Origin of the sequence: Streptomyces sp. NPDC008001 (assembly GCF_042958085.1) — a bacterium.
In the GTDB taxonomy this organism is placed as follows: domain Bacteria; phylum Actinomycetota; class Actinomycetes; order Streptomycetales; family Streptomycetaceae; genus Streptomyces.
This window is the reverse complement of sequence record NZ_JBIBIZ010000010.1, coordinates 1-26371: the sequence shown is the minus strand read 5'-3', so window position 1 is coordinate 26371 and position 26371 is coordinate 1. Positions and strand designations below refer to the sequence as shown.

The 26371-nt window shown below is 74.7% G+C and carries 19 protein-coding genes; 9 read left to right on the top strand and 10 right to left on the bottom strand.

Annotation, left to right across the window (positions count from 1 at the left end; all coding sequences use genetic code 11):
- Positions 1 to 128 precede the first annotated feature (128 nt).
- Positions 129 to 1034: a hypothetical protein gene (locus ACFZCD_RS26120; protein ID WP_391834908.1), complete on the top strand. Its 906-nt coding sequence runs from the start codon at positions 129 to 131 to the stop codon at positions 1032 to 1034.
- A gap of 72 nt (positions 1035 to 1106) precedes the next feature.
- Positions 1107 to 5852: a hypothetical protein gene (locus ACFZCD_RS26115; protein ID WP_391834906.1), complete on the top strand. Its 4746-nt coding sequence runs from the start codon at positions 1107 to 1109 to the stop codon at positions 5850 to 5852.
- A gap of 27 nt (positions 5853 to 5879) precedes the next feature.
- Here the strand turns inward: ACFZCD_RS26115 and ACFZCD_RS26110 are convergent, their stop codons facing one another.
- The 3 genes from ACFZCD_RS26110 to ACFZCD_RS26100 form a co-directional block, all read right to left on the bottom strand.
- The gene (locus tag ACFZCD_RS26110; RefSeq protein WP_391834905.1) at positions 5880 to 6506 is read right to left on the bottom strand and encodes a hypothetical protein; all 627 of its coding nucleotides are present in this window, start codon (positions 6504 to 6506) and stop codon (positions 5880 to 5882) included.
- Positions 6507 to 6518: 12 nt separating this feature from the next.
- A complete protein-coding gene (locus ACFZCD_RS26105) occupies positions 6519 to 7634 on the bottom strand; it encodes an L-histidine N(alpha)-methyltransferase (RefSeq protein ID WP_391834903.1) in 1116 nt (371 codons plus the stop codon).
- Between the two features lie 130 nt (positions 7635 to 7764).
- Positions 7765 to 8118 (bottom strand): hypothetical protein, encoded by a 354-nt coding sequence (locus tag ACFZCD_RS26100; protein ID WP_391834901.1) that lies wholly within the window; start codon positions 8116 to 8118, stop codon positions 7765 to 7767.
- 256 nt (positions 8119 to 8374) lie between these two features.
- On the opposite strand from ACFZCD_RS26100, the gene ACFZCD_RS26095 reads away from it, so the two are divergent.
- The 4 genes from ACFZCD_RS26095 (at position 8375) to ACFZCD_RS26080 (ending at position 12448) form a co-directional block, all read left to right on the top strand.
- Entirely contained in the window at positions 8375 to 10840 is a 2466-nt protein-coding gene (locus ACFZCD_RS26095) for a nitrate- and nitrite sensing domain-containing protein (protein ID WP_391834899.1), read from the top strand.
- Entirely contained in the window at positions 10837 to 11292 is a 456-nt protein-coding gene (locus tag ACFZCD_RS26090) for a roadblock/LC7 domain-containing protein (protein WP_391834897.1), read from the top strand. The genes ACFZCD_RS26095 and ACFZCD_RS26090 overlap by 4 nt, the downstream gene beginning before the upstream one ends.
- Positions 11289 to 11717: a DUF742 domain-containing protein gene (locus ACFZCD_RS26085; protein WP_391834895.1), complete on the top strand. Its 429-nt coding sequence runs from the start codon at positions 11289 to 11291 to the stop codon at positions 11715 to 11717. The genes ACFZCD_RS26090 and ACFZCD_RS26085 overlap by 4 nt, the downstream gene beginning before the upstream one ends.
- A 125-nt stretch (positions 11718 to 11842) precedes the next feature.
- Entirely contained in the window at positions 11843 to 12448 is a 606-nt protein-coding gene (locus ACFZCD_RS26080; protein WP_391834893.1) for an ATP/GTP-binding protein, read from the top strand.
- Positions 12449 to 12511: 63 nt separating this feature from the next.
- Here the strand turns inward: ACFZCD_RS26080 and glpK are convergent, their stop codons facing one another.
- The 3 genes from glpK to ACFZCD_RS26065 form a co-directional block, all read right to left on the bottom strand.
- Positions 12512 to 14044, bottom strand: coding sequence for a glycerol kinase GlpK (gene glpK, locus ACFZCD_RS26075; RefSeq protein ID WP_391834891.1), 1533 nt, complete (start codon positions 14042 to 14044; stop codon positions 12512 to 12514).
- Between the two features lie 94 nt (positions 14045 to 14138).
- Positions 14139 to 14990: a M15 family metallopeptidase gene (locus ACFZCD_RS26070; RefSeq protein WP_391834889.1), complete on the bottom strand. Its 852-nt coding sequence runs from the start codon at positions 14988 to 14990 to the stop codon at positions 14139 to 14141.
- 67 nt (positions 14991 to 15057) lie between these two features.
- Positions 15058 to 17451, bottom strand: a complete 2394-nt coding sequence (locus ACFZCD_RS26065; protein ID WP_391834887.1) for a glycoside hydrolase family 31 protein — start codon at positions 17449 to 17451, stop codon at positions 15058 to 15060.
- 265 nt (positions 17452 to 17716) lie between these two features.
- Between ACFZCD_RS26065 and ACFZCD_RS26060 the strand changes: the two genes are divergently transcribed.
- Positions 17717 to 19720: an acetoacetate--CoA ligase gene (locus ACFZCD_RS26060; protein ID WP_391834885.1), complete on the top strand. Its 2004-nt coding sequence runs from the start codon at positions 17717 to 17719 to the stop codon at positions 19718 to 19720.
- 164 nt (positions 19721 to 19884) lie between these two features.
- Here the strand turns inward: ACFZCD_RS26060 and ACFZCD_RS26055 are convergent, their stop codons facing one another.
- On the bottom strand, positions 19885 to 21207 hold the full coding sequence (locus ACFZCD_RS26055) for an aminotransferase class I/II-fold pyridoxal phosphate-dependent enzyme (RefSeq protein ID WP_391834883.1): 1323 nt from the start codon (positions 21205 to 21207) through the stop codon (positions 19885 to 19887).
- Positions 21208 to 21257: 50 nt separating this feature from the next.
- Here ACFZCD_RS26055 and ACFZCD_RS26050 point away from each other — a divergent pair, with 50 nt between their 5' ends.
- Positions 21258 to 22595, top strand: a complete 1338-nt coding sequence (locus ACFZCD_RS26050; protein WP_391834881.1) for an MFS transporter — start codon at positions 21258 to 21260, stop codon at positions 22593 to 22595.
- A gap of 24 nt (positions 22596 to 22619) precedes the next feature.
- Positions 22620 to 23645: a hypothetical protein gene (locus tag ACFZCD_RS26045; RefSeq protein WP_391834879.1), complete on the top strand. Its 1026-nt coding sequence runs from the start codon at positions 22620 to 22622 to the stop codon at positions 23643 to 23645.
- Between the two features lie 83 nt (positions 23646 to 23728).
- Here ACFZCD_RS26045 and ptsP read toward each other — a convergent pair whose 3' ends face one another.
- The 3 genes from ptsP to ACFZCD_RS26030 form a co-directional block, all read right to left on the bottom strand.
- Entirely contained in the window at positions 23729 to 25399 is a 1671-nt protein-coding gene (gene ptsP, locus ACFZCD_RS26040) for a phosphoenolpyruvate--protein phosphotransferase (RefSeq protein WP_391834877.1), read from the bottom strand.
- Between the two features lie 86 nt (positions 25400 to 25485).
- Positions 25486 to 25935: a PTS glucose transporter subunit IIA gene (locus ACFZCD_RS26035; RefSeq protein ID WP_391834875.1), complete on the bottom strand. Its 450-nt coding sequence runs from the start codon at positions 25933 to 25935 to the stop codon at positions 25486 to 25488.
- A 231-nt stretch (positions 25936 to 26166) separates the two neighbouring features.
- Positions 26167 to 26371, bottom strand: a 205-nt coding sequence (locus tag ACFZCD_RS26030; protein ID WP_391834873.1) for a hypothetical protein, incomplete at its 5' end; no start/stop codon positions are given.

Sequence of the window (26371 nt, the reverse complement as noted above, 5' to 3'; positions counted from 1 at the left end):
GCGCCCGCGGCGGGCGGCCCGGGATCGCGCCCTGCCCGGCACGGCGGCTCGCCCGCGGCCGACGCCGACGACTCTTGCCCGGCCGTGCCGGGCCCACCGAAAGACCACATCCGCAGGAGCGAGCGAACGTGACTGAGTACGACGCCTACGAGACGGCGCAGCCGGACGCCGTCGACGAGACGGAGGCCCCGGCGGCGAGCGGGACCGCGCCGGTGACCCCCGCGGACGCCGCCGACGCCGCGCGGCTCATCGCGTTCGGGCTGCAGCCCAAGCTCGTGCCCGCGCGGGACGCCGAGTACGCCGAGCTGCTGCGCCGGCACCGCGACGACCCCGCGTTCGCGCGCCTCGCGGACGCCGTCGCGGCGGGCCTCGGCCTGATCGTCCTGGAGGTGTCCACCCGGGCCGGCATGGCCGTGACCGCCGCCGAGGACTCGGTCTTCGCCGTGCGCATGGGCGACTACGCCCGCCGCGCCACCGTCGACTCCGGCGACCGCTTCCTGCACGGCCTGGCCCACCTCGCCGTCGCCGCCCTGGCCTTCCCCCGCCCGGAGGACCTGGCCGACGACGGCTACATCGGCCGCATCACCGTCAACGGCGTGGACGCGTTCGTCCGGCAGGCCTGCCGCCGCCTGGAGGAGCGCGCCGCCCAGGAGGGCGAGAACACCGACCCCACGACGGGCGCCCCCGGCCTGGAGGCCGCCTGGCGGGTCTACGCCCGCCGCAGCGCGACCGGCGCCACCAAGGACGCCCGCCGCCTGGCCGGCTCGACCACGGGCATCATCGCCAAGGCCGTCGCCTTCCTCGTCGACTCCGGCTTCCTGCAGCGCACCGGCGACGACGCCGGCGGCGCGTACCGCACCACCGCCCGCTACCAGCTCCAGGTCCGCGACATGGCCGGCAGCGCCGCCATGGCCGAGCTGCTGGAACTGGGGATCGTGCCCGTCGGCGACGGCAGCGCGACGCTCCTGCCGCCGGACGACGCCGACGACCTCGACCTGGTCGCCGACGCCGGCCTGCCCTTCCACGCTTCCTGACGCCCCCGGCACTCCTGACACCGCCTCCTCCTCCGTCGTCCGTCCACTGCGAACAAGCGAGAGTCCGCCGCCATGTACGAGCTGTCCCGGGTCCGCCTCTACTCCATCGGGCCCGCCGGTGCGCGCTACGCCGACACCGTGCTGGACCTCCGGGGAGTGGGCGCGCCCGTGCCCACCCCCGCACCGACGCAGGCGGAGTTCTTCGAGGAGGAGCCCGTGGGGCCGCCGCGCCGCCCCGCGCCGGCCGGCGTGCTCTTCCTGGAGAACGGCGGCGGCAAGTCCGTCCTCCTCAAGCTGATCTTCTCGGTCATGCTGCCGGGCCACCGCAACACCCTGGGCGGCGCCAGCTCGGGTGTGCTCCGCAAGTTCCTGCTCGCCGACGACTGCGGGCACGTCGCCCTGGAGTGGCAGCACGTCCTGACGGGCGAGACCATCGTGGTCGGCAAGGTCAGCGAGTGGCGCGGCCGCCAGGTCTCCAACGACCCGCGGAAGTTCGCCGAGGCCTGGTACTCGTTCCGGCCCGGCCCGGGCCTCAGCCTGGACGCCCTGCCCGTCGCCGAGTCCACCGCCATGCGCGCCGCCGACGGCTCCTCGGGCGCCCGCGGCCGCCGCCGCACGATGAAGGGCTTCCGCGACGCCCTCACCGAGGCCGGCAAGGCCTACCCGCACCTGGACGTGGTCTGGGAAGAGATCCACGAGCGCTGGAACGAGCACCTGGGCGAGCTCGGCCTCGACCCCGAACTCTTCCGCTACCAGCGCGAGATGAACGCCGACGAGGGCGAGGCCGCCGGCCTCTTCGCCGTCAAGAACGACTCCGACTTCACCGACCTGCTGCTGCGCGCGGTCACCGACACCCGCGACACCGACGGCCTCGCCGACCTCGTGCACGGCTTCGCCCACAAGCTCGGCCGCCGCGCCGAGCTCACCGCCGAGCGGGACTTCACCGCCGGCTCCCTCGACCTCCTGTCGCGCATCGCCGACGCGGCCGTCAAGCGCGAGCAGGCCCGCGGCGTGCACGCCGGAGCCGAGCGCCGCACCCGCGGCCTGGCCCGCCGCCTGTCCGCCCGCGCGCTCGAAGAGCGCGGCCGGGCCGCCGAACTGGCCGAGCAGGTGGCCGCCGCGGCCCACGCCGTCACCGACGCCGAGACCGAGCGCGGCCGCAGCTCCCTGATCGCCGCCGAGATCGCCTACCGGCACGCCTCCCTGGCACTGGCCGCCGCCGAGAAGGCCGCCGCCGCCCAGCGCCGCGAGCTCAACGACGCCCGCACCCTGCACTCCGCCTGGCAGGCCGCCGAAACCGTCCTGCGCCACCGCGCCGCCGCCGACCGCTCCGCGCGCGTCGCCGCCGCCATCCGCGAGGCCGAGCGCGACGCCGCCCCCGCCCTCGCCGCCCGCGCCCGGGCCGCCACCGAGCTCGTACGGGCCCTCAACACCGCCGCCGAGAACGGCGAGCAGCGCGCCAACGAGGAGGAGGAGCGCTCCGCCGCCCTCCAGGAGGAGAGCGAGGCCGCCCACCGCGACGCGACCGCGGCCGCCACCGAGGCCCAGCGCGCCCGCAGCGAGGCCGGCCACCTCCGCCAGCGCCTGGCCGAGGTCGAGCAGGAGACCGCCGAGGCCGTCCGCGCCGGCTGGATCGACGACACCGGCCCCGACGCCGACCCGGCCCGCGCCGCGCTCGCCGCCAGCGACGCCGAGAAGCCGGCCGTCGCCGCCTACGAAGCCGCGCGGGAGGCCGCCCGCCAGGCCGCCGACCGGGCCAAGGAGACGGCCGCCGCCGAGAGCCGCGCCGAGCTGGCCGCCGCCCGCGCCGCGGACGCCGCCACGGCCGCCGAGGCCGCCTACGACGCCGAGCGGCGCGCCGCCGAGTCCATCGGCGCCGAGCAGCGCCTGACCGAACTGCTGGGCCTGCCCGAGCCGGACGCCTCCGGCCAGGTGCCCGGCCCGCGGTCGGAGACCGGCCCGCACGGCGCCGACCAGCCGCCCGCCCCGCGCCGCCCCGCCGAGGAGGACCCCGGCGCCCCCGGCCCGTACTACCCGGGCGCGGTCCGCGCGGCCGCCGCCCGCGGCCGCGCGCAGCGGCCCGTCACCGGCCCGCTCACCGCCGAGGAGCTCGACCGCAACGCCGACGCGCTGCGCGAGCTGCTCGACGAGAGCGTCGCCGCCTCCGAGCGCCACCTGTTCGACCTGCGCACGGCCGCCGCCGACGACTCCCGCATCCTGGGCGCCCTCGGCGACGGCGGCCTGCTGCCGCCCCGCCCCGACGTCCTCACGGCCGTGGAGTACCTGGGCGAGCACGGCATCCCCGCCCTGCCCGGCTGGCGCTACCTCGCCCAGGCCGTCGACCCGGCCCGGCACGCGGCCGTCCTCGCGGCCCGCCCCGAGCTCGTCGACGGCGTCGTCATCACCGACGCCGACTCCCACGCCCGGGCCCGCGAAGTCCTCGGCGCGGCCTCCCTGCTGCCCCGCTCCGCCCTCGCCGTCGGCACGTCCGACGCCCTGCTCGCCCCCGTGCCGGAGACCGGCCGGCAGGACGCGGGCGTCGGCAGCGTCTTCTTGGTAACGCCGAACCCCGCCATGCACGACGAGCGGGCCGCCGACGAGGAGCGGCACACGCTGCGCGAGCGGGCCCTCGCCCGCGACGAGGAGATCCGCGCCATAGCGGCCCGGCTCGCCGGCGACCGCACCCTCGCCGCCCGCCTCGCCTCCTGGCGCGCCGGCTGCCCCGCCGGGCGCCTCGCCGAACTGGCCGCGGAGGCCGGCCGCGCCCGCAGCGCCGCGGACACCGCCCACGAGGAGCTCGCCGGCCTGCGCGCCGCCCGCGCCGAGGCGGAGGAGACCGCCGCCGAGACCGCCCGCGTGCGCGACGAGCGGCAGGAGACCGCCCAGCGGGCCCGCCGCGTCGCCGACGCCCTCGCCGGCCTCGCCTACCGGCTGCGCGAACGCGCCAACTGGCAGACGCGCGCCCGCGAGCTCGCCGAGGAGGCCGCCGAGGCCGAGGAGCGCGCCGCCGCCTGCGTCGACCGCGCCCGCGCCGCCGACGAGGACCGCCGCGCCGCCCAGCGCGCCGCCGACGACGCCCGCCGCACCGCCCGCGCCCTGCGTGCCGAGCGCGCCGAGATCGCCGGCGCCCCCGACGAGGTGCCCGAGGCCGCCGAGCCGCCCACCGCCTCGCTGCCCGCCCTGCGCGAGGCCTACCGCGCCGCCTCCCAGGTCTACGAGAAGGTCGGCGTCGGCGCCGACCTCCGCGCCGAGCAGGCCCGCGCCGAGAGCGACGAGAGCGCCGCCCGCAACGAGCTGGACCGGCTCACCAACAAGGTGCGCACCCGCGCCGCCCAGCTCCTGGAGGGCACCGAAGGCGCCGACGGGCCCTCCCGGCAGGCCGCGGCGGCCCGCGCCGAGGAGCTCGTCCAGATGCTGGAGAGCCGCGCCTCCGCGGCCAGCGAGCAGCTGGGCCGGCTGCGCGGCGAGGCCGAGCGGCTCGCCCCGGCCGACGGCGACGCCCACACCGAGCTCCCCGAGGAGCTCGTGCCCGGCGACGCCGACCGCGCCAAGGAGCTCCTGCGCACCGTCACCGCCGAGCTCGGCGCCCGCACCGACGCCCTGGAGCGCGCCCGCACCGCCCACGCCGACCTGCTGCGTGCCCACCGCGCCGCCGAGGACGCCGCCACCGGCTTCGACGACACCGCCGCCCTCCTGCGCGACCTGCTGCGCGACAACTCCCCGGAGGACGAGGGCGAGCAGCCCGAGCCGTACAGCGGCGGCCTGGAGGAGGCCCGCCAGGCCGCGGCCGAGGCCCGCCGCTCCCTGCGCGGCTGCGCCGGCGACCTGTCGGCCGCCGAGTCCGCCGTCCGCGAGGCCAGTGACGTCCTCGTCCGGCACGCCAACTCCACCCGCTACGAGCAGGTGCGCACCCCCGCACGCCAGCAGATCCGCGAGCTGCCCGCCGCCGCCCTGCCCGAGCACGCGGCCGCGTGGGCCGAGGCGTTCGCGCCCCGCCTGCGGGTGCTGACCGACGAGCTGGAGCAGCTGGAGCGCAACCGCGACAGCATCGTGGACCGGCTGCGCGGCCTCGTGGAGTCCTCGCTCACCACGCTGCGCTCCGCCCAGCGCCTCTCCCGGCTGCCCGAGGGCCTGGGGGAGTGGTCGGGCCAGGAGTTCCTGCGCATCCGCTTCGACGACCCCGACCAGAGCACGCTCACCGAGCGCCTCGGCGAGGTCATCGACGAGGCGACCCGCGCCGCCGTCAAGAAGAACTCCGACCTGCGGCGCGACGGCATGTCCCTGCTGCTGCGCGGCGTCGGGGCGGCCCTGGAGCCGCGCGGCGTCGCCGTGGAGATCCTCAAGCCCGACGCGGTGCTGCGCGCCGAGCGGGTGCCCGTCCGGCAGATGGGCGACGTGTTCTCCGGCGGCCAGCTGCTGACCGCGGCCATCGCTCTGTACTGCACCATGGCCGCCCTCCGCAGCAACGACCGCGGCCGCGACAAGCAGCGCCACGCGGGCACGCTGTTCCTCGACAACCCCATCGGCCGCGCCAACGCCACGTACCTGCTGGAGCTCCAGCGGGCCGTCGCCGACGCCCTCGGCGTCCAGCTGCTGTACACCACCGGCCTGTTCGACACCACGGCCCTGGCCGAGTTCCCGCTGGTCATCCGGCTGCGCAACGACGCCGACCTGAGGGCGGGCCTGAAGTACATCAGCGTCGAGGAGCACCTGCGCCCCGGCCTGCCGCAGCAGCAGGACCCGGACGAGGAGAAGGTGCACGGCCAGATCACGGCCACCCGGATGTACCGCCGCCCGCCGGAGGAGGTCCCCGCTTAGGACGGGCCCCGGGGCGGTGCGCGGCAGTCACCCGGATTGCCGCAACCGCACCGGAACCCCGTACCGCTCCCGCAGCACCTCCTCCAGCCCGTCCCGCAGCTGCTGCAGGGCGTCGAGCTGCCCGCCGGGCCGGTGCATGGCGTCGTCGATCGCGAGGAGCTCCTCGGCGGGCACCCGGGTGACGTACGTGCGCAGCTCGGTGAGGTCCAGCCGCCGGTTGAAGTCGTGCACCGCGTCCCGCCAGCGGTGCAGCAGGGCGACGAGGCCGGCGTGCCCGGGGCCGGAGAACACCCCCGACACCAGCGCGGCGTCCGTCGCCGACTGCACCAGCCGGGGGTGGACGCGCGCCTTCGGCGCGTAGCGGTCCAGCGGCGCGAAGCCCCCGCCGGTGAGCAGCTCGGTGTTCTTCGCCAGCTCGTCGGCCAGGGCGTGGAGCGCCTGGGCGCGCCGCTCGCGGGCCGCGGCCCGCCGCTCGGCGTACACCCCGGTGATGGCGGCGACGAGCGCGAGCCCGGACGTGGCGGGCTCGAAGCGGCCGTCGCGGCCCTGGGCGACGGCCAGCCACCAGCCGCAGATGCCGAGCGCGAGCAGCAGGCAGGAGATGGTCGCGGCGGCGAAGAACTGCCGGCTGAGCCGGCCGAGGAAGCCCGTCACGGTGACGCGCCGTCAGTCGAAGGGGTTGGGCCCGTCGGGCCGTGCCCCGTCGCCCTTGGCGAGGAGGAGCAGCGTCATCCCGAACGCGGGCCGGTCGAAGGACGCGTGACCGCACTCGTGGGTCTCGCCGATCGCGGTGACCCGCGCGTCCACCAGCATCTTCTCCAGCCCGGTGCGGGTGTACTTGCGGCTGAGGAGGAGCCGGATGGTGTCCTGGTCGGGGAACTGCACCGTGCTGCGGTCGGGCAGCGTCAGCTCCAGCCCGGCCCCCGTCCGGTTGCGGTAGATCACCTTGATCAGCAGCGCCCGGTCGTCCTCGACCAGGCCCTCGCAGGTGAGGCTGTTCATGTCGATCTGCAGGTCGGTGTACTGCAGCAGGGCGCTGGTGACGAACTCCCGGAAGCGCGGGCTGTTCTCGTACTCCTGGGCGGCGGCGCGGGCCGCCACCTCGTCCTGACCGGCCGTGCTGGCCACTTCCAGCAGGAAGCGGTCCTGCGGCCGCAGCAGCTTCTCGGCCAGCAGCGTCAGCAGCTGGGTGTCGCTGTCGAAGTTCGCCAGGGTGTTGCCCAGCAGCGAATACACCACCGGTTCGTCGCCCACCGTGCGGCGGATCAGCGTGCCGAGCCGGTCGAGGTTGGCGGGGATGGAGAAGTCCAGCTGGACGGGCAGCACGTCCGCGGCGGGCACGTGCAGGTGCTGCAGCGCCTCGCGCTGGGCGAGGCGCAGCATCTCGGCGCTGACGTCCACGGGGAGGTAACAGCCGCAGCGGCCCCGGCCGTCCAGGGAGCGCAGCAGGGCCTGGTCCTTCTGGCCGGTGCCGGGGCCCAGGCTCACGTAGTGCAGCGGCCCGTCCGGGAGCAGCTCGCTGAGGCCGCGCCAGCGGCGGCTGAAGGAGGCGATGCTCTCGCGCATCACGGGGTAGTACAGGTCGTTGCACGCGTGGGCCCAGGCCACCGTCGACTCCAGGCCCCAGTACGAGAAGCCGGACGTGATCAGCTTGCCCGAGCCCGAGGGGTCGGGCCCGCGCCGCAACCCGGCGGTCACCTGGGCCAGTTTGCCCGACTGCTCCTCGCCGACCAGACACACCGTCCAGCCGGCATCCCGGAGGACTTCCGGAATCCGATGCACCGCCCGGTCCCGCTCCACCATCCGTACATCCCCCCATGGCCCGTCCGCCCGCCCGTGCCCGGTGTGCGCCGGCGCCGGCCGCCGCCACCGTCCCTCGCCTCAACTGCCGAACCTACCCGGCAGTTGACGATCAGGGGAACCCGGGGCGGCGCGCTCGTCTTCCCGCGCGGGCGGTACTGCTGGGGACGGACACCACTCCGTGCCTCTGCCGCCACACCTGCCGCGTCACCCACACGTCCAGCACCGCCCACGTGCTGGCCACCACACTGGCGAGGGCGCACAGCAGCGCCGGCAGGGCCAGCCACGACTCGGCCAGCGCGAACAGCGCCGCGACCATGCCCTGCACCAGCGTGACGGCGGCGAAGAGGACCGCGCGCACCGCGGCCGTCCGCACCGGATCCGGCATCCGGCGCCTGCGGGCGGGCTCCTCCACCCACAGCGGCGGTCGCGCCCGGTGCGACGGGACGTCATCTTCCCGCTCCACGACGGCTCACCCCCTCGTCGGCGGACCCGCCGACTCCCGTGCCGAAGGCCGGGCACGGCGGCCCGGCTCCCTCCACTAGAGCGAAGGACGGTGCCCGATAGTTCCCATGGGCAGGGAATTACCGCCATACGGGTGGCCGTCCCGGCAGTCCGATCACCGTACTGGTCTTCGAGTCCCGTACCCCGCAGTAGTAGGCTCACGCCGCATTGTTGTCGGAACACCACGCCTCCGGAGCGAGGTCGACGTTGGGGAGGCCATGCGCTTTCGCGGGAAGTCCATCCGCCGGAAGATCGTGGCGCTGCTGCTGGTGCCGCTGGTGTCCCTCACCGGCCTGTGGGTCTTCGCCACGGTGATCACCGGAACGGAGGCCGCCCGGCTGCTCTCCGCCGCCGAGGCCATCCGCACGGCGGCCCTCCCCGCCGAGGACGTCGTCCGCGGGCTGCAGAAGGAACGCCGCCAGACGCTCGTCCTGCTCGCCGACCCGGGCCGCGCCGACAACCTCGCCCTCCTGCGCGAGCAGCAGGCCGCCACCGACAAGGCGGCGAGCGCCTTCCGGGCCGGCGCCGCGAAGGTCCGCGACGACATGAGCCCGGCCACCGACGCCCGCTACCGCCGCCTCGAAAAGGCCCTCGGCGACCTCGACGGCCTGCGCGGCAAGGTCCAATCCGGCTCCATCAGCCGCCACGGCGCCTTCCAGGCGTACAACGACCTGGTCGAGCCGTACTACGCGTTCCTCGGCAGCCTCGGCGCCTACGAGGACGCCGAGATGGACAAGCAGGCCCGCGCACTCATCGGCGTGGCCCGGGCCCGCGAGGCGCTCTCCCGCGAGGACGCCCTCCTCGCGGCCGCCCTCACCGCCGGCGCCATGAGCGGCCAGGACCTGCGGGCCGTCTCCGACCGCGTCGCCGAACGGCAGATCCTCTACACCACCAACCTTGCCGTCCTGCCCGCCACCGACCAGAAGATCTTCGAGGAGTACTGGCGCGGCAGCGCACCGCACACCCTGCGCGCCGCCGAGGACACCGCGATCCTCGCCGGCGCCGGCCGCGCCCCGCACACCATCGACCCGCAGCGCTGGGAGAAGGCCGCCGGCGTCGTCCTCGACGAGCTCGCCCGGATGAACACCGAGGCCACCGGCCGCTACGCGGACCGCGTCGAGCCCATCGCCGCCCGCGTGCTGATCAAGGCCGCCGTCGCCGGCGTCCTCGGCGCCGCCGCGCTCGCCGCCTCCCTGTTCATCTCCCTGCGCATCGGCCGCGGCCTCGTGCGTGACCTGCGGCAGCTGCGCAAGGAGGCCCACGAGGTCTCCGGCGTCCGGCTGCCCGCCGTCATGCGCCGCCTGGCCGCGGGCGAGCGGATCGACCTGGACGCCGAGGCCCCGCTCCGCGAGTTCGGGCCGGACGAGCTGGGCCAGGTCGGCAAGGCCCTCAACACCCTGCAGCGGGCCGCCGTGGAAGCCGCCGTCAAACAGGCCGACATGCGGCGCGGCGTCTCCGACGTCTTCGTCAACCTCGCCCGCCGCAGCCAGGTCCTGCTGCACCGTCAGCTCACCCTCCTCGACACCATGGAACGCCGCACCGAGGACACCGAGGAGCTCGCCGACCTCTTCCGCCTCGACCACCTCACCACCCGCATGCGCCGCCACGCCGAGGGGTTGGTCATCCTTTCGGGCGCCGCCCCGGCCCGGCAGTGGCGCAGGCCCGTCCGCCTCATGGACGTGGTCCGGGCCGCCGTCGCCGAGGTCGAGGCCTACGAGCGGATCGAGGTGCGCCGGCTGCCCCGCCTCGCCGTCCGCGGCCCCGCCGTCGGCGACCTCACGCACCTCGTCGCCGAACTCCTGGAGAACGCCACCGTGTTCTCCCCGCCGCACACCACCGTGCAGGTGCACGGCCAGCGCGTCGCCAACGGCTTCACCCTGGAGATCCACGACCGGGGCCTCGGCATGGCGCCGGACGCCCTGCTGGAGGCCAACCTCCGGCTCGCCGAGACCCCCGAGTTCGAGCTCTCCGACACCGACCGGCTCGGCCTGTTCGTCGTCAGCCGCCTGGCGCGCCGCCACGACGTCCGGGTCACGCTCCAGACCTCCCCGTACGGCGGCACCACGGCCGTCGTCCTCATCCCCCTCGACCTGCTCACGGAGACCGAACCCCGGCCGGGGGACGAGGACACGGGCGAACAGCTCCTCACCCGGGGAACACACGCCCACGGAAACCACATGCACGGAAGCCGCGCGCCCGGGCCGGTGCCGCCCGCGCGGGAGGCGCTTTCCCTCGCACCCGATCCCGATCGCGGCTCCGGGCCCGGCGGGACGGCCGCCGGCGAGGACGCGCTCTGCCCGTTCGAGCCGCGCGCGGACGAGGACGAGGAACACCACCAGGCGGGCGACCGCCCCGTGCCGCTGCCCCGCCGCAGGTCCTCCGCCCCCGCTGCGGACGAGCCGGTGACCGAGCCGGCCCCCACCGGCGGGCTGCCCCGGCGCGTGCGCCAGGCGAGCCTCGCCCCCCAGCTGAGGAAGGATCCGGCGGCCCCCCGCACCCGGAGCGGGACCGCCGGCCCGGACCCCGCCGGTCCGGAACCCGAGCGCGACGCCGAGGAGGTGCGGTCCAGGATGGCCGCCCTCCAGCGCGGCTGGCAGCGCGCCCGGGAGCACAATGAGGCGGAACCACCGGGCAGTCCATCAAGCACAGCACCACGAACCACATCTGAGGGGGACGGTCGATGACCGCACCGAAGGCCGAGAACGGGACAACCACCGCAGCGAACGGCTCGCCGGCCGCGACGGGCGAGCTGAACTGGCTCCTCGACGAACTCGTCGAGCGCGTCGGCAGCATCCGCAAGGCGCTCGTGCTCTCCGGCGACGGGCTGGCGACCGGCACCTCCAAGGACCTCTCGCGCGAGGACGGAGAGCACCTGGCGGCCGTGGCCTCCGGCTTCCACAGCCTCGCCAAGGGCGTCGGCCGGCACTTCGACGCGGGCAAGGTCCGCCAGACCGTCGTCGAGCTGGACGAAGCGTTCCTCTTCGTCACCGCCGCCGGGGACGGCAGCTGTCTGGCCGTGCTCGCCGACGCCGACTCCGACATCGGTCTGATCGCCTACGAGATGACCCTGCTGGTCAAGCGGGTGGGCGCGCACCTGGCCACTGCTCCGCGCACCGGCGTGGCCGCCGAGGAGTGACCGCCGGCCTGCCCGGGGACGGCTCCGGCGACGGGGACGTGCGCTGGTACGACGACGCGGCGGGCCCGGTGGTCCGCCCGTACGCCATGACCCGCGGGCGCACCCGCATCGCGGACGCGCCCGGCCTCGACCTCATCGCGGTCGTCGTCGCCGAGGACCCGGCCGCGTTCCCCGGCGCCGCGCACGCCCTCGCCGATCAGTCGCTGTCCCCGGAACACCTCGACATCGTCGACCTCACGCGGGACCTGCCGCGCTCGGTCGCGGAACTGGCCGCCGGGCTCGACCTGCCCGTCGGCGTGGTGCGGGTGCTCGTCGGCGACCTGCTGACCACGGGGCTCGTACGGGTCACCCGCCCCGTGCCCCCGGCCGAGCTCCCCGACGAAAGCATTCTGCGCGAGGTGATCGACGGCCTGCGGGCCCTCTGAGACCCCGCGCACCCCTGACGCACACCCCTGGAGAGACTTGTCGTGGTCATGGTCTTCGGGGACGATCACCTTCCACCCGGGGGAACGGCATCCCCGGAGCTCCCACGACCGGAGGACGAACAACCATGAGGCTCCTGCGCTCCGACCGCGGCGGCACGCGCCCCGCGCCGGCCCCGCTGGCCCTCAAGCTCCTGGTCGCCGGGGGCTTCGGGGCCGGCAAGACCACGCTCGTCGGCGCGGTCAGCGAGATCCGGCCGCTGCGCACGGAGGAGCTGCTCACCGAAGCGGGGCGGCCGGTCGACGACACCTCCGGCGTGGAGGGCAAGCGCACCACCACCGTCGCCATGGACTTCGGCCGCATCACCCTCCGCGACGACCTGGTCCTCTACCTCTTCGGCACCCCGGGCCAGGACCGCTTCTGGTTCCTGTGGGACGAACTGGCCCGCGGCGCCCTCGGCGCCGTCGTCCTCGCCGACACCCGGCGGCTGCAGGACTGCTTCGCCGCCGTCGACTACTTCGAGCGCCGCGGCATCCCCTTCACCCTCGCCGTCAACTGCTTCGACGGCGCCGCCCGCTACCCCGAGGAGGACGTGCGCGACGCCCTCGACCTCGACCCCGCGGTGCCGGTGATCCTCTGCGACGCGCGGGAGAAGGAGTCGGTCAAGGGGGTGCTGGTGTCGGTGGTGGAGAACGCGATCGCCGCCGGGGCGGCGCGGCAGCGCTCGGCGTAGCGCCCGCCCGGCGGGCCCCGGGCCCTCAGCCCCGGGGCTCCTCGGCTCTCAAGCCCGCGGCTCTCAGCCCTCGATCCTCGGCCTTTCCTCCTCCTCCGCTTCGAGCCAGCCGAAGCTCCGCTCGACCGCCTTCCGCCACACCCGGTACTCGGCCTCGCGTTCCGCCGGCGCCCGCCGGGGCGTCCACTCCGCGTCCCGCTGCCAGTGCGCCCGCAGCTCGTCCGGATCGCGCCACACGCCCGTCGCCAGCCCGGCCGCGTACGCCGCGCCCAGGCTCGTGGTCTCGGCCACCACCGGCCGGATCACCGGCACCCCCAGCACATCGGCCTGATGCTGCATCAGCAGGCCGTTTGCCGTCATGCCGCCGTCCACCTTCAGCGAGCTGATCCGCACGCCGGAGTCCTGGAACATAGCGTCGACGACCTCCCGCGTCTGCCAGCTCGTCGCCTCCAGCACCGCCCGCGCGAGGTGCGCCCGCGTCACGTAGCCGGTCAGGCCGGTGATCACGCCCCGGGCGTCCGAGCGCCAGTACGGCGCGTACAGGCCGGAGAAGGCGGGCACGACGTACGCGCCGCCGTTGTCGGGGACGCTCGCCGCCAGCGCCTCGATCTCGCCGGCCGACCGGATGAGCCCGAGCTGGTCGCGGAACCACTGCACGAGCGCGCCCGTGACCGCGATGGACCCCTCCAGGCAGTAGACGGCGGGCTCGCCGCCCAGCCGGTACCCCACCGTCGTCAGCAGGCCGTTCTTCGACGGGACCGGCCGGGTCCCGGTGTTCAGCAGCAGGAAGCTGCCCGTCCCGTAGGTGTTCTTGGCCTCGCCCACCCCGTAGCAGGTCTGGCCGAACACCGCCGCCTGCTGGTCGCCCAGCGCGGCCGCCACCGGCACCCCGGCGAGCGGCCCCACGGCCCTCCCGTACACCTCGCAGGAGGACCGGATCTCCGGCAGGACGGCCTCCGGGATGCCCATCGCCGCCAGGATCCCGGCGTCCCACTGGAGCGTGCCGAGGTCCATCAGCAGGGTGCGCGCCGCGTTCGTCACGTCCGTGACGTGCACCCCGCCGTCCGTGCCGCCCGTCAGGTTCCAGATCAGCCAGGAGTCGACCGTGCCGAAGGCGATCTCGCCGTTCTCGGCCCTGCGCCGCAGCCCCGGCACGTGCTCCAGCAGCCAGGCCGCCTTGGGGCCGGAGAAGTAGCTCGCCAGCGGCAGCCCCGTCGCCGCCCGGAACCGGTCCTGCCCGTCCGCTCCGCCCAGCTCGCGGCAGAGCGCTTCGGTGCGGGTGTCCTGCCAGACGACCGCGTTGTGCACCGGCTTGCCCGTGGAACGGTCCCACAGGACCGTCGTCTCCCGCTGGTTGGTGATGCCCAGTGCGCTCAGGTCGCCGGCCCGCAGGCCCGCCGCGGCCAGCGCGCCCGCCACCACGGCCGTCACCTTCGCCCAGATCTCGGCGGCGTCGTGCTCCACCCAGCCCGGCTTGGGGAAGATCTGCCGGTGCTCGCGCTGGTCCGCGCCGACGGGCCGGCCGTCCCGGTCGAAGACGATGCAGCGGCTGGACGTGGTGCCCTGGTCGATCGCGGCGACGTACGGACCCGTCATGGCGCCTCCTGACCTCGGAATGACCCGGAGCCTGTCCGGACGGGAAGTGTTCTCCCGCCGTGACGGAGCGTCAAGGAGCGCGTCAGGGCGTGCGTCAGGGCGCGGCGTGAGCGGGGCGGCGCAGGACGGGGAAGTCGAAGTACGTGTCCGGGAACGGCTCCGGCTTGAGCGTGAAGTGCCACCACTCCTCGGGCAGGTTGACGAATCCCTGGCCCTCCAGGGCGGACTTCAGCAGCAGCCGGTTCGCCCGCTGCGCGCCGGTCACGCGCGGGTCCAGCGTGTGCGCGAGGGTGTCGAAGCAGTCGAAGCCCGTGCCCATGTCGACCGAGTTGTCCGGGAAGCGCTGCTGCTGCGGCGCGTAGCAGGGGACGAGAGGCTCCCCGGGCACGTACGGCCGCGCCGGCAGGGCCGGCAGCTTCACCAGCGTCACGTCCATGGTGCTGCCCCGGCTGTGCCCCGACTTCTCCGCGATGTACCCGTCCGCGAACAGCCGGGACTTGTCCACGCGCGGATAGAACTCCGCCTTCATGCGCGTGTCCCCGAGGTCCTTCGCCCACTCCACGAAGTCGTTCACGGCCCGCTGCGGGCGGTAGCAGTCGTAGACCTTCAGCGAGTAGCCCCGGCGCAGCAGCGAGCGCTGCGCCCGGTGCAAGGCTTCGGCGGCCTCCCGCGTGAGGACGCACAGGGGCCGCCGGTAGCCGTCGACGCGGTGGCCCGTGAAGTTGTGCACGGTGACGTACCGCATCTCCTGCAGGATCGTGGGATCCACGTCGTCGAGGGCGACGAACCCGCGCGGCGGGCGCGGCTCGTGCGGAGCTCCCTGCGCGGCCCCGTACGCGGGCGCCGCCGGCGGGAAGACCACCATGGCGAGGAGAGCCGCCGCGAGGAGCGTGACGGCCCGCAGGACGGAGGAGCGCAGGGCGGAGGAGAACCGTGTTCTGTTCATGACGTCCAGATAGCAGCGGGACGGGCGCCCCGGGAAGAGCCCCCGCCCCCTCACTTCACCTTCACCTTCACCGCGCGCCCTCACCCCGCACCCGCACGGGATACCCCACCACCTCCGCACCCTCCTGCTCCACGACCACCGCACCGTCCCGCAGCCGCGTCGTGAACCGCACCACCTGCGGCTGCTCCCACCCGTCCCCCGCGTCGGGCACCAGGACCCCGCCGCCCGTACGGCCCGGGGCCGGAGCCCACACCTCCAGCTCCACCGGCCCGGCCCCGTCCCCGGCGTCCCGCCGCACCGGCACCACCGATCCCGCCCGCGCCAGCACCGGGATCCGCGACAGCGGCGCATCCAGCAGCACCTGCCCCGGCCCCTCGTACGGCCGGCCCGTCGCCGTGTCGTACCACAGCCCGCGCGGCAGCCGCACCGCCCGCCGGTCCGCACCCTGCTCCAGCACCGGCGCCACCAGCAGCGCGTCACCCAGCAGGAACGCGTCCTCGCAGTCCCGCAGCGCCCGGTCCTCCGGCGACCGCCACCACACCGGGCGCACGTACGGCGCCCCGGTGCGCTGCGCCAGGTGCGCCAGCGTCACGAAGTACGGCAGCAGCCGCATCCGCTCCCGCAGCACGGCCGCCGTGTGCTCCAGGGCCTCCCCGCCGAACTCCCACGGCTCCCGGCGCCCCGCCGTGATCGCCGAATGCGTGCGGAACAGCGGCAGGTACGCGCCCAGCTGGAACCAGCGCACGTACAGCTCCGGCGACGGGAACCCCGAGAAGCCCCCCACATCCGGCCCCGAGTACGGCACCCCGCACAGCCCCAGGCCCAGCACCAGCGCCAGGGACGCCCGCAGCCCCGGCCAGCCCGTCGCCACGTCACCCGACCACGTGCCGCCGTAGCGCTGCATGCCCGCCCAGCCCGAACGCGAGAACAGGAACGGGCGCTCGCCGGGCCGCAGTTCGCACAGCGCCTCGTACCCGGCCCTGGCCATGGACAGGCCGTACACGTTGTGCGCCTCGCGGTGGTCCCCGCCGCGGCCCTCCAGCGAGTGCCGCGCGGACAGCGGCAGCGACGGATCCCCGAACGGGGCGAACGACACCGGCTCGTTCATGTCGTGCCACACCCCCGAGAAACCCTGCGCCAGCCGCTCCCCGTAGAGCCCGCCCCACCACTTGCGCACCCGCGGATCGGTGAAGTCCGGATAGACCGACTCGCCCGGCCACACCTCGCCCCGCACCCGCCGCCCCCGGCCGTCCCGCACGAACGCGTCGGCCGCCGCGCCGCTGTCGTACACCCACTGGCCCGGCTCGGCCTTCACCGCCGGGTCCACGATCGACACCAGCCGCACCCCCTTCTCCCGCAGCTCCGCCGCCAGCCCCGGCAGATCGGGGAACCGCTCCCGGTCCACCGTGAAGACGCGGTGCCCCCGGTAGTGGTCGATGTCCAGGTGCAGCGCCGACAGCGGCAGCCCGCGCTCGGCGTACCCCGCCACCACGCGCCGCACCTCCTGCTCACTGCCGAAACCCCAGCGGGCGTGGTGGTGCCCCAGCGCCCACGACGGCGGTACCGCCGCGGCCCCCGTCAGCGCCGACCAGCCGTGCAGCACCCGCGCCGGCGTCCCCACCAGCACCCAGTAGCGCAGCGGGCCGCCGTCCATCCGCACCTCGCAGCGGCCCGGCCGGTCGTGGCCCGACCCGGCCCCTTCCTCGCCCTCCGCCACCGTGACCCGCCCGTCCCACGAGTCGTCGTGGAACACCAGGTGCGTCCCCGCGTCCGCCACCACCAGCTGCACCGGCATCGTGATGTACAGCGGGTCGTCACCCGGTTCGAAGGCACCGTACGGATCGGTGTTCCACAGCCGGTACGTGCCGTCCCGCAGCCGCGGACCCGCCGACCGGCCGCCCAGCCCGAAGAAGCGGGCGTCCGCCGCGACCTCCGAGCGCAGCGCCCAGCGGGCCTCACGCACGCCCCGCCGGCCGTCCGCCTCCGCGTCCGTGTCCGCCACGGGCTCCCACCACCGCGGCGGCAGGTCACGCCGCAGCAGGACGCCGCCCGGAGTCCGGACCTCCACCGTGCCGTGCCGGCCGACGACCACCAGCATCCGCTCCGACACCACCCGCCAGCCGCCGTCGGTGTCCGGCTCCAGCACCGCCCGCTCGTCCGCCTCCGGCCCCGGCCCGCTCAGGGCGTACGACGGCTCCGGCCCGGCCCCGTCCCAGCCGACGAACACCGCACCGCCCACCGCCACCCGCACCCGCAGCGACGACCGCGCGAAGTGCACCACCCCGCCGCCCGGCAGGGGATCCGCCCCCTGCGCCGCACCCGGCACCCGCGCCTTCTCCGCACCCGGCCGCGGCAGCCCCGCCCTGTCCGTGCACCGCCGCCGCAGCGCCGAACGCAGGGCCCGCGCCCCCCGCGCCGTACGGACCGTCCTCAGTAACCGCAGCAGATCACGCGCATCCATGCTGCTCAGCCTGCCACCCGGACGATCGCCCGCGCCCTGCGTTCAGACGGCGTTCACCCACGCAGGGAGGCGCAGGGAAGACGCGGGGAGGACGGGGGCGGGACGCGGGGAGGACCGCGCACGCCCGGAGCGGCGTGACGGAGACGTACGCCACCGGCTCTGGTGCAGGAGTCGATCACGTGGCATCGTCCTTGCTCAGCCGCGCCATGCGCTCATCCGGCCGTGCGCGGCACCGCCCACGACGCGCAGGAGCCCGGGAGCAGCCATGACCACCGCACCGCAGCACGCCGGCCGGCCGGAGCCCCTCTGGAGCCCCGGCGCGGACCGCATCTCCCGCGCGCAGGTCACCCGCTTCCAGGCCTGGGCCGCCGAGCGGCACGGCGCCCCCGCCGCGGTCCCCGGCGACCCCGCCGCGAGCTACGCCGCACTGCACCGCTGGTCCGTCGAGGAGCTGGAGACGTTCTGGCAGGCCCTCGCCGAGTGGTGCGACGTCCGCTTCTCCCACCCCTACGAGCGCGTCCTCGCCGACCGCTCGATGCCCGGCGCGCGCTGGTTCCCCGGCGCCGCCCTCAACTACGCCGAGCACGCCCTGCGCGCCGCCGAGGACCCCGCGCGGGCGGACGAACCGGCCCTGCTCGCCGTCGACGAAACCCACGAGCCGAGCCCCGTCACCTGGGCCGACCTGCGCCGGCAGGTCGGCTCGCTCGCCGCCGGGCTGCGCCGCCTCGGCGTGCGCCCCGGCGACCGCGTCAGCGGCTACCTGCCCAACGTCCCCCAGGCCGTCGTCGCCTTCCTCGCCACCGCGGCCGTCGGCGGCGTGTGGACCTCGTGCGCCCCGGACTTCGGCGCCCGCAGCGTCCTCGACCGCTTCCAGCAGGTCGAGCCCGTCGTCCTGTTCACCGTCGACGGCTACCGCTACGGCGGCAAGGAGCACGAGCGCGCGGGGACGGTCGCCGAGCTCCGCGCCGGCCTGCCCACCGTGCGCGCCGTCGTCCACATCCCGCTGCTGGGCACCCCGGCCCCCGAAGGCGCCCTGGAGTGGGACGCCCTGACGTCCGCCGGCACCGAGCCGGTCTTCGAACAAGTCCCCTTCGACCACCCGCTGTGGGTGCTCTACTCCTCCGGCACCACCGGCCTGCCCAAGGCCATCGTCCAGTCCCAGGGCGGCATCCTCGTCGAACACCTCAAGCAGCTCTCCCTGCACTGCGACCTCGGCCCCGGCGACCGCTTCTTCTGGTACACCTCCACCGGCTGGATGATGTGGAACTTCCTCGTCTCCGGCCTCCTGGTGGGCTCCACGGTCGTCCTGTACGACGGCAGCCCCGGCCACCCCGACACCGCCGCCCAGTGGCGCATCGCCGAACGCACCGGCGCGACCCTCTTCGGCACCTCCGCCGCCTACGTCATGGCCTGCCGCAAGGCGGAGGTCCACCCCGGCCGTGACTTCGACCTCTCGCGCGTCAAGTGCGTCGCCACGACGGGCTCACCGCTGCCGCCGGACGGCTTCCGCTGGCTGCACGACGAGGTCGCGGAGGACATGTGGATCGCGTCGGTGAGCGGCGGCACGGACGTGTGCAGCTGCTTCGCCGGCGCCGTGCCCACCCTGCCGGTCCGCATCGGCGAGCTCCAGGCCCCCTGCCTCGGCACCGACCTGCAGGCCTGGGACCCGCAGGGCAAGCCCGTCACCGACGAGGTCGGCGAGCTGGTGGTCACCAACCCCATGCCGTCGATGCCCGTCCGCTTCTGGAACGACCCCGGCGGCAGCCGCTACCGCGAGAGCTACTTCGAGATGTTCCCCGGCGTCTGGCGGCACGGCGACTGGATCACCCTCACGTCGCACGGCAGCGTCGTCATCCACGGCCGCTCGGACTCCACCCTCAACCGGCAGGGCGTCCGCATGGGCTCCGCCGACATCTACGAGGTCGTCGAACGGCTCCCCGAGATCCGCGAGTCCCTCGTCATCGGCGTCGAACAGCCGGACGGCGGCTACTGGATGCCGCTCTTCGTCCACCTCGCGCCCGGCGCCCGCCTGGACGACGCGCTGCTGGACCGCATCAAGCGCACCATCCGCGAGAACCTCTCGCCCCGCCACGTCCCCGACGAGGTCATCGAGGTCCCGGCCGTCCCCCACACCCTCACCGGCAAGCGCATCGAGGTCCCGGTCAAACGCCTCCTCCAGGGCACACCCCTGGAAAAGGCGGTCAACCCGGGCTCGGTGGACAACGCGGACTTGCTGAAGTTCTACGAGGACCTGGGACGGAAGCGCTGAGAGTCCAGCGCGGCGGGGGGCACTGATCCAGCCCGTCCGAGCACCAAAGAATCAAGCCCGTCCGGCGTTTGAGGACGAGCGCGTCCAGCGCGATACGGGGTCCGGGGCGGAGCCCCGGTTACGGGAAGGGCGGGTAGGGGCGGGTAGGGGAAAACCCCGACCCGTCACCCCCCGTACGTAGCCTGGGCCTCACCCAGCACAGAAGCAAAGTCCGCGGCAAGCCGAACCGCCTCGGCCGGCCGCAGATCCGCCACAGTGATCCGCACCCCGGGCGCCGCCCCGATCCGGAACCGCGCCCCCGCAGCCACCCACCACCCCACCGACCGCAGCCCGTTGACCACGGCCGCCTCGTCCCGCACCGGCACCCACACGTTGAACCCGCTCCCCCCGTGCGCGGGGATGCCCCGCCGGGCCAGCTCTGCGATGAGCGCCTCGCGCCGCACGGCGTAGGCGGCGCGGGCCTCGTCCACCAGCGCCCGGGCCCCGGGATCGGTGAGCAGCCCGGCCACCGTCTCCTGCAGGAGATGGCTGACCCAGCCGGACGTCAGCAGCAGCCGCCCGTCGTGCCGCGCCAGCGTCGTCGCGTCGCACGCCACCGCCGCCCAGCGCAGGTCCGGCCCCAAGTGCTTGGTGACCGTCCGCACCTGGGCCCAGCGGGGCAGGCCGCCCCCGGCCGTCAGGCTGTGCAGCGGGGCGCCGCAGACCTCCGCGGCGTAGTCGTTCTCGATCACCAGTACTTCCGGCGCCTCCGCGAGCACCGCGAGCAGGGCGTCCCGCCGGGCGGCGGAGAAGCCGCCCCCGTACGGGTTCTGTGCCCGCGGGCTGCAGATGACGGCCCGCACCCCGCCGCGCACCGCCGCCCGCAGCTCCTCCGGGCGCATCCCCTCGTCGTCCACCGCGACCGGCACGATCCGCAGGCCGAGCGCCGGCACGAGGTCCAGCATGTGGTGGTAGCCGGGATCCTCCATGGCCACGGCGTCACCGGGCCGCAGTTCGACGGAGAGCAGCCGCGCCAGGCAGTCGAGCGCGCTGTGCGCGAAGGTGACGTGCGCGGACGGGACGCCGTCGCGCTCGTACCAGGCGCGGGTGATCTCCTCCAGCCGTGCCAGCCGCGGCGCCGACCGGTGCGAGCGCCCCGCCCGGACCGCCTGCGCCGGCGGGGCGAGCACGGGCAGGAACGCGGGGTCGGGATGGCCGCCCGCCAGGTCGCGCAGGCCCTCCGGCACCTTCGGCGGCCGCCGGGAGGCGACCGCGGGGGCCTCGGCCACCACCGTCCCGCCGCGCCCGCGGGTGACGACGATGCCCCGCCGGCGCAGCTCCTTGTACGTGGTGGCGACCGTCCCCGGGCTCACGCCGAGCCGCTCGGCGAGTGTGCGCACCGGAGGGAGCGAACTCCCGGGCGTCAGCGAGCCGTCGGCGACGCCGCGCTCGACGGACGCGGCAATTCCCTTGGCGTTCGTACCAGTGATCTCATATTGTGTTGCCACAGATCTGAGTATGTATCAATACAATATCCGGGTCAAGGGGGATTACACACATGCAGATACCGGGAGGGCCGGACGGCCGCCGCATGCTGGCCGTCGCCTTCGTCGACAAGGCCGGCTCCGGCCTCTGGGGCGCAACCGCCGCCCTGTACTTCACCTACGTCGCCGGATTGAGCACGGCCGAGATCGGCCTGCTGCTCGGCGTCTCCGGCGCCGTCGGCATCGCCGGCCCGCCCCTCGGCGGCCTCCTCGCCGACCGCATCCCCCTCCGGCCGCTGCTCGCCGCCGTCCAGGTACTCCGCGCCGTCGCCTCGCTCGCCCTCCTGGCCGGCACCGACCTTTGGGTCCTGCTCGGCATCGCCGCCGTCGGCAGCCTCGGCGACCGCGCGTCCGCCGTCCTCACCAAGCTCTACGCGACCCGGATCGCGGGCCCCGACCGCAGCCACTACCAGGCCGTCAACCGCACGATGTCCAACGTGGGCTGGGCCGTCGGCGGACTCGTGGCCGCCGCCGCCCTCACCACCGGAACCACCGCCGTCTACCGCTGGCTGCTGACCGGCGACGCGCTCTCCTTCGTCGCCGTCGCCCTGCTCACCCTGCGCTGCGGCGAACCGCCGTCGGCGTCGCGGCGGGTAGCCAGGGGCGGCCCGAGCGCCTCCACCGGATCCGGCACGGGCTCCGGAACCGGTTCCGCCTCCGGCACCGGTGGCGCGGCGGGCGCCGGTGCTCAGGAGCTCCCGGCCGGTGCGGAGGCCCGCCCGGCCCGCACCACCAACCCCTGGCGCGACCGCCGCTACCTCGCCTACACCGTGACCGAAATCTTCCTCTTCCTCGACGACTCCGTCTTCAAGATGGGCCTCGCCCTGTGGGCCGTCACGGCAACGACCGTCCCCCACGGGCTCGTTCCCCTCCTCCTCGTCCTCAACAACGTCCTGGTCGTCTGCTTCCAGGTCCCCTTCGCCCGCTTCGGCACCACCCCGGAGAAGGCCCGCGGCACGCTGCCGGCCCTGGCCGCCGCCTTCCTCGCGGGCGGAGCGGCCCTCGCCGCCTCCGCCACGGACAGCCGCTGGCTCGCCGCAACGGCACTGACCCTGGCCGCAATCGCTTTCACCGTCGCCGAGATGCTCCACGCCACCGTCTCCTGGGAACTGTCCGTCGCCCTCGCCCCGCCCACGGCCCAGGGCGCCTACCTCGGCGTCCACGGCCTCGCACAAGCCGCCCAGCGCAGCGCCGGACCCCTGGCCGTGACCGGCGCGATCGCCGCGGGCCCGCTCGGCTGGCTCGCCTTCGGCGCAGGACTCTCCGTCATATGCCTCGCCCAGCGCAGGCTCACCCGCGACGATGACGAGACCGCATTGTCAGTGCCACGCATTACGGTGAGTGAGCATTGATCACCCGCGCTGAGGGGGAGACAGATGGCGCACACGAGCGACGGCAGAGGACGGCCGGCAGGAGGGGACCGCCACGGGGGCGGCAGGCACACCAAGGGCGGCAAGCGCATCCCGGGCGGTAAGCGCGCCCCGGGCGGTAAACGTCCGCACACCAAACAGCGCGACGGGAGGAGGAGACCCCTCACCGAGCGCCGCACGGTGAGCGCCCGGCGCCGGCTGCGCAGCGAAGTCCCCAGCACCGTGGCCGTCCTGGCCGGTGCGGAGGACTTCGCCGCCATGCAGGGCTACACGAGCTTCACCTTCGACGACCACGCCACGTACATGCGGCAGATGGAGGGCCTGCTGCGGGAATTCGCCGCCCGGGGCACGCACACGAGCGTCGCCCTCTTCGACCCCGTCGGCTACGAGGAGTTCTGCACCGAGTCCCACCTCGACCCCGACACCCCGGCCAGCCGCACGCGCTACACCGCGGAGGTCGCCGCCGCCGGCACCAAGGTCACGTACGAGGGCCAGCCCCTCGCCCGCCTGCTGCCCCGCCTCGTCGCCGAAGCGGAACAGCAGGCCACGTGGGAGTACGCCTCGGCGCTGCTCACCCGCGGCGACTGCGACTCCTGCGGCGAGGACATCGGCCGCGCCGCCTTCGCCCGGGCCACCGCACTCCTGCGGCGCATCATCGAAGCCGTCGGCCCCGGCACCCACCACTTCGTCTGCAGCGTCCCGGCCGAAGGACCGGTCCCGCTCGTCGCCGTGCTCCACGCGGAGAGCCGCGGCGACGGGCTGCTGCACCTCGGCGAAGCGGCAGCACTCCTCTTCTGCACGGTCCTCGCGGCGGGCATCGCCACGGACCGGCCCGGAGGAGTCGTCCTGCGCAGCACCAGGCCCGGCCGGCGCGACACCGTCCGCGGCTGGAACCTCAAGGACGGCGGCCGCCTCCACCCGCTGACCGAAGCGGAAGTCTTCGCCGCCTACTGCACCGACCCCCGCACCGGCGAACCCGTACCACCGGAGCCCGGCGTCGACTACCACGCGGGGCTGCCCCTGGACGACTGACGGGGAGGCGTAAAGACGAAGGGTGCCCCGCCACCCGGCGGGACACCCTTCACCTCACATCACCGCGACGGCGACGGCCCGGCTCACTCGCCGGACAGCACCGCCTGCGCGGCCAGCCGGGCCTCCTCCGCGGAGTCCGTCGCACGAGCCGCAGCAGCAGCACGCTCGCACTGGGCCAGGGTGTGCTTGGCCAGCGTCGCGCGGACGTACGGAATCGACGCCGCGCCCATGGACAGGCTCGTCACGCCCAGACCGGTCAGCACACAGGCCAGCAGCGGGTCGGACGCGGCCTCACCGCACACGCCGCAGCTCTTGCCCTCGGCCTTCGCCGCCTCGGCGGACGCGGCGACGAGGTCGAGCAGCGCCGGCTGCCACGGGTCCTGCAGCCGCGAGACCGCACCGACCTGACGGTCGGCGGCGAAGGTGTACTGCGCCAGGTCATTGGTGCCCAGCGACAGGAACTCGACCTCCTGCAGGATCGAACGGGCCCGCAGCGCGGCGGACGGAATCTCCACCATCGCACCGAACTTCGCCTGCAGCCCGGCCTCCCGGCACGCGTCCGCGAACGCCTTCGCGTCCGTACGGTCCGCCACCATCGGGGCCATGACCTCAAGGTAGACCGGCAGCCCCTCGGCGGCCTTGGCCAGCGCGGTGAGCTGCGTGCGCAGCACCTCCGGGTGGTCGAGCAGGGTCCGCAGACCCCGCACGCCCAGCGCCGGATTGGGCTCGTCGGCCGGCGTCAGGAACTCCAGCGGCTTGTCCGCACCCGCGTCCAGCACCCGCACGACCACACGGCCCTCGGGGAACGCCTCCAGCACCTTGCGGTACGCCTCGACCTGCTTGGCCTCCGACGGCGCCTTCTGGCTGTCGTCCAGGAACAGGAACTCCGTACGGAACAGACCGACGCCCTCGGCACCCGCCTCGACGGCCGCCGGCACGTCCGCCGGACCGCCGACGTTCGCCAGCAGCGGCACCTTGTGACCGTCCGACGTCGCACCCGGACCGGACGACGCCGACAGTGCCGCCTTGCGCTCCTCGGCCGTCTTGATCAGCTCGGCGCGCTTCTCCGGGCTCGGGTCCACGAAGATGTCACCCGTGCTGCCGTCCACGGCCACCACCGTGCCCTCGGCAAGCTCACCCGCACCCGGCAGCGCCACGACCGCCGGCACCCCGAGGGCCCGCGCCAGGATGGCGCTGTGGCTGGTCGGCCCGCCCTCCTCGGTCACGAAGCCCAGCACCAGCGTCGGGTCCAGCAGTGCGGTGTCGGCGGGAGCGAGGTCCCGGGCGATCAGCACGTAGGGCTCGTCGCTGTCGGGCACGCCCGGCATCGGCACGCCCAGCAGGCGCGCGACGATGCGGTTGCGCACGTCGTCCAGGTCGGCCACGCGGCCGGCCAGGTACTCGCCCGCGTTGGCGAGTAGCGCGCGGTAGGCGGCGAAGGCGTCGTACACCGCGCGCTCCGCGGTGCTGCCGACGGTGATGCGCCGTTCGACGTCGGCCATCAGCTCGGGGTCCTGGGCCATCATGGCCTGGGCCTCCAGCACGTGCTGGGCCTCGCCACCGGCCAGGTTGCCGCGCGCGATGAGGTCGGCGGCCACAGCTTCCACGGCCTGGCGGGCGCGGCCCTGCTCGCGCGGCGCCTCGTCCGTCGGAATCTGCTTGGCCGGCGGCTCCAGCACCGCCGTGCCCATGTGCCGGACCTCGCCGATGGCCACACCGTGGCTCACGCCGACGCCTCGCAGCGTTGTCTCCATTTCACCCGTCTCCGGTTGATGCGGCGGCTCGGGCCGCCGCGGTGGATGTCGTACGTGCCGCCCCCTGTCACCGGGAGCGGAATCGGCTACTTCCAGCTGAAGAGCTGGTCGCCGGACTTGACGTCGCCGTCCTCGCGGACGTCGCCGAGCGAGTCGGCGGTCGCCTCCAGCGCAACGACGGGGCAGACCGGCGACTTGCCGGCCGCCTCGACGGCGACCGGGTTCCAGCGCACGACCTCCTGGCCGCGCGTCACGGTGTCGCCCTTGTTGACGAGCAGCTCGAAGCCCTCGCCGTTGAGCTGCACGGTGTCGATGCCGAGGTGCGTCAGCACACCGTGGCCCTCGGCGTCGACGACGACGAACGCGTGCGGGTGAAGCGAGACAATGACGCCGTCGACGGGGGAGACCGCGGCGTGGGGCTCACGAACGGGGTCGACGGCGGTACCGGGTCCCACCATCGCGCCGGAGAAGACCGGATCGGGCACTGCCGCGAGTCCGATGGCGCGTCCGGCGATCGGGGACGACACGGTGGTCATGGGAAGCCTCCCAGGTGGAGATTCGTCACGCGCCGTCACTACCTGTCCTGGACGGCGCACTGATCGGAAGCCTAAGTCATAGGAACTGAGGATTCCGCACGAGTCGAAGCGGCCCCCGGCGTGTGCGGTGCGTAATCGATTTGCCTCGTGTGGGGAGGGCATGTACTGTCAGATCCCTGCCCACGACCGAGGCCCGCAGTCAACTGCCGGCGAGGTGGGGGCAGCACCCCATCAGAAGTGATCCTTTCTCGGATCTGCTGCTGTGTGTCCGTATGTCTTTATGTCTGCGGAAAACAGGGCGGCGGGAGAGCGGAAAAACTCCTGATAGAGTGTGAAGCACAGAAGGGAAGCGCCCGGAGGAAAGCCCGAGAGGGTGAGTACAAAGGAAGCGTCCGTTCCTTGAGAACTCAACAGCGTGCCAAAAGTCAACGCCAGA